The organism is Pseudomonas sp. (assembly GCF_050739995.1).
In the GTDB taxonomy this organism is placed as follows: domain Bacteria; phylum Pseudomonadota; class Gammaproteobacteria; order Pseudomonadales; family Pseudomonadaceae; genus Aquipseudomonas.
This window is the reverse complement of sequence record NZ_JBOICG010000154.1, coordinates 1-3,388: the sequence shown is the minus strand read 5'-3', so window position 1 is coordinate 3,388 and position 3,388 is coordinate 1. Positions and strand designations below refer to the sequence as shown.

3 protein-coding genes are annotated in these 3,388 nt (G+C 58.3%); 1 reads left to right on the top strand and 2 read right to left on the bottom strand.

From position 1 onward, the window contains the following. Nucleotides 1–298: 298 nt before the first annotated feature. A complete protein-coding gene (locus ACRESD_RS05470) occupies nt 299–1,240 on the top strand; it encodes a SphA family protein (RefSeq protein ID WP_431749994.1) in 942 nt (313 codons plus the stop codon). A 119-nt stretch (nt 1,241–1,359) separates the two neighbouring features. Here ACRESD_RS05470 and ACRESD_RS05465 read toward each other — a convergent pair whose 3' ends face one another. Together ACRESD_RS05465 and ACRESD_RS05460 are read right to left on the bottom strand one after the other, a co-directional pair. After that, nucleotides 1,360–2,568, bottom strand: coding sequence for a DSD1 family PLP-dependent enzyme (locus ACRESD_RS05465; RefSeq protein WP_431749995.1), 1,209 nt, complete (start codon nt 2,566–2,568; stop codon nt 1,360–1,362). Nucleotides 2,569–2,627: 59 nt separating this feature from the next. Next, nucleotides 2,628–3,388, bottom strand: a 761-nt coding sequence (locus ACRESD_RS05460) for a D-arabinono-1,4-lactone oxidase (RefSeq protein ID WP_431749993.1), incomplete at its 5' end; no start/stop codon positions are given.

Here is a 3,388-nt window from a genome sequence, read left to right as displayed (position 1 = left end):
ACGCCCTTCTGCGCCACTACCTGCCCCAAGGTTTGCAACAGGAACGGCGACACCAGCGCCAGTTCGAACTGCGGATCAACAACTTTCCTTTGCATGGTCTACAGGTTCCCGACTGAGTACTTCAGTTCTTGTTTTAGAAACATTCTGACAATCATAGGCGCTTGCAAGAATCGCTGCATCCTGAGTGAAAGCTGTCCGGCAAAGCCCCCTTATCTGGCCGCCAAAACCCTGCCCTGACGGACACCCAAGGCTTATTTCTATGGGTAGCAGTGCCCTAACAATAATAATGAGGCCAGACATGAACCCCACCCGTGCACTTCATCCGCTGCAACTCGCATTGTTGAGCCTGATCAGCCTACCGGCCCTGGCCACCGAAGGCGGTGTCGACAACATCGGTCCCGGCACCGACGGTTTCTACATCCTGCCCTTGGATGTGAACAACCTGCCGGACCATATGTTCGCCTTCAACCTGTATTACAACCACTACCAGGCACGCAAACTCGACATCAGTTCCCTGGGCGGCAAGGTGTCCGAGGTACGCATCAAGTCTGACGCAATCATCCCGCGTCTGGACTATCTGAGCCCCGTACGCGTGTTTGGCGGGCGCCTCGGCGGCTACATCGCCCAGCCCTATATCAAGCAGCAGGTGTCGCTGTTCGGCATGTCCGATACCCGCGAAAGCATGGGCGACACCACCCTGGCGCCGATCATTCTGTGGGACATGGGCAAGAATCTGACCCTGGCGGCCGCCGTGGAAATCACCCTGCCCACCGGTGAATACGACGCTACGCGCCTGGCCAACACCAGCAACAACTTCTACACCTACAAACCGCTGGTCTCGGCAACCTGGATGCCCAACCCACGCACCGAGCTGTCAATCAAGACCACCTACAGCTTCAACGAAGAAAACCACGACACCGACTATCGCTCCGGACAGATCTTCCACTTCGACTACTCGGCCAGCTACAAGGTGACCGATAACCTGAGCCTGGGCATCAATGGTTATTACCTCAAACAGACCACCGACGATAAGCAGTACGGTCACACCGTGGTGAACCCTTTTGGCGAGGACGTGACTGACGGCGTCCGTGGCCAAGTGTTCGCGATTGGCCCGGCGGTGTATTTCACGTTCCTCAAATACGCCAGCGCCGAGATCCGCTGGGCCAAGGAATTTGATGTAAAGAACCGGCCGGAAGGCGATATGTTATGGGCCAAGCTCACGATCCCATTTGCCCTGTAAACACCGACCATAATGTGGGAGCGAGCTTGCTCGCGAATGCGGTGTGTCAGTCAGCGTATCCACCACTGAAAGACTGCATTCGCGAGCAAGCCCGCTCCCACAGGTTTTATGCCGTTTCGTCAGGTGTAAACGGGCCAGGTCTCTACGATTTTGCCACCCCGCACCCCCAGCAAATCCCCAAACTGCAACAACACAAACTCACTCTGGGTGGGTCGTAAAAACACCTGGTCCTCAATGTTCAACCCCACCGCAGGCGAACCATTGACCATCTCCTGATTGGAGCTGCGCCCATACACTCCATTGCTTTGCAGCCCCTGGGGTGACTCGAACTCCGCCATCCAGTTACCGCCATAAATAAAGAACGTCTCACGCTGGTTCGCATCCCACCAGGAAAACACCCGCGACTTGCCATCCAGCGCCGGAATATTCACCGGCCCGGTGCTTTTCAGCACGGGCGTTGCGATAAACGCCGCCGGTACATGCTCACTCAGGGACGGCAGATCGTAATGGGTGGGCTTGAGCAGCGCCGTGCCCACCGACACTTCCGTGCTCAGCGTTTCCTGCTCATGGATGCGATAACTCGGGCTGCCGGCCGTATTCAAGGTCAGTCCCTCACGCCATAACCCGGCAAACCGCTGGCGGGTGAAGTCGACATAACCGTTGTAACGCTGCATCACCTGCTCAAACAATGCCTGGGGCGAGCCGAGGATGCCTGGCACGCCCATGCCGACAAACGGGTCGTAGCCCATGAATCCGGCAAACTCCAAGTGCTGCGGGTGGGCATTGATCAGCGTGAGCATCTGCCCCAACACCGCATTGTCCGCGACGCCACCGCGATGCAACCCCACATCCAGCTCGATATTCACCCGCAACCGCGCACCCAACCCTTGGGCCAGCAGCAGGTATTGCTGCAAGCGCTCGGGCGTATCCAGCAGCCACTGCAGCTGGCGCGACGGCTCGAACGGTCCTTTATGGGTTTGGTAAAACAGCTCGGCGGATCGCACCGGCAACGGCTTGCCCATCAAGATATCGGCCCCGGGGAACACCTGGGCATCGTGATTCAGAAAGGGTTGATGAAACGACATCAAACGCTGCGTGCCTGAGCGCTTAGCGATATAGGCCAGCAGCCCGGGCGACGGCAATGACTTCTCCACCAGACGCAGATGCTTGCCGCCACGCTGCACCGACTGAGCCACCACGTCGATATTGTGATCCAGGCGGTCCAGGTCGATCAGCATCACCGGGCGCATCGGTCCATGGGCCTTGAGCTCTTCATTGAGGGTGCGGAAATACTCGTTGTACGGGCCGCCGCGATCACTCGGACGCAGCAGCCAGGCACCGGCCACCAATACGGCACCGGTGCCCAGGACAAAATGTCGGCGTTTCATCAGGCCACCCCCAGGATGGATGACAGGTGTGCATTGAGGAATTTTCCAGTGGGGTCCAACTCGCGGCGCACGCGACTGAATTCTTCCCAGCGCGGGTACAGCGGCTGCAGCGCGCGTGCGTTGAGGGTGTGCAATTTGCCCCAGTGCGGCCGACCGGCGTACTTCCAGAAGATCGGCTCCACGGCGGCAAAGAAGTTGTGGTGGTCCATGGTGTAGTGCTGGTGAACAGAGATCGAACAGCTGTCGCGACCTTCAAACATGCTCAAGGGAATGTCATCGGCCTTGACGTAGCGATACTCGATGGGAAACCAGGTACGCAAGTCTTTGTCGGTGATCAGCTTGAGGATTTCTCGCAGGCAGGCCGGGCCATGCTCGGCGGGCACCGAGTATTCCATTTCGTTGAAGCGCACAGTGCGCACATTGGCGTACACCTGGAATGACTCAGCCACGCGGTCCTCGAAACTGGCAAACAGCCGCAGGCTGTTGAGCAAGGTGCGGCGGGTATCAGGAAAATCGCTGGCGTACTTGTCGAGTTTCTCGATGATCGACACGAACTCATTGCCACCCGCCTCGGCCGGATCGACCGGCGGAGTTTCCGGGTCGGTAGTTTCGTTGAGGGCGATGGACAGCGCGTAGTCGGAATGGGTTACCACCAGCATTTCCCAATGCTGGTTCTCCCGAGTGTTCTTGGCGACGTCTTCCAGCAGCTCTTCGGTCTTGGCGATCCACTGGCGTTCACGCAGACGATACGGGGCACGGT

What these genes read in the sequence shown, in the direction of transcription:
- ACRESD_RS05470 (WP_431749994.1), top strand. Translation starts at nt 299, where the DNA reads ATGAACCCCACCCGTGCACTTCATCCGCTGCAACTCGCATTGTTGAGC.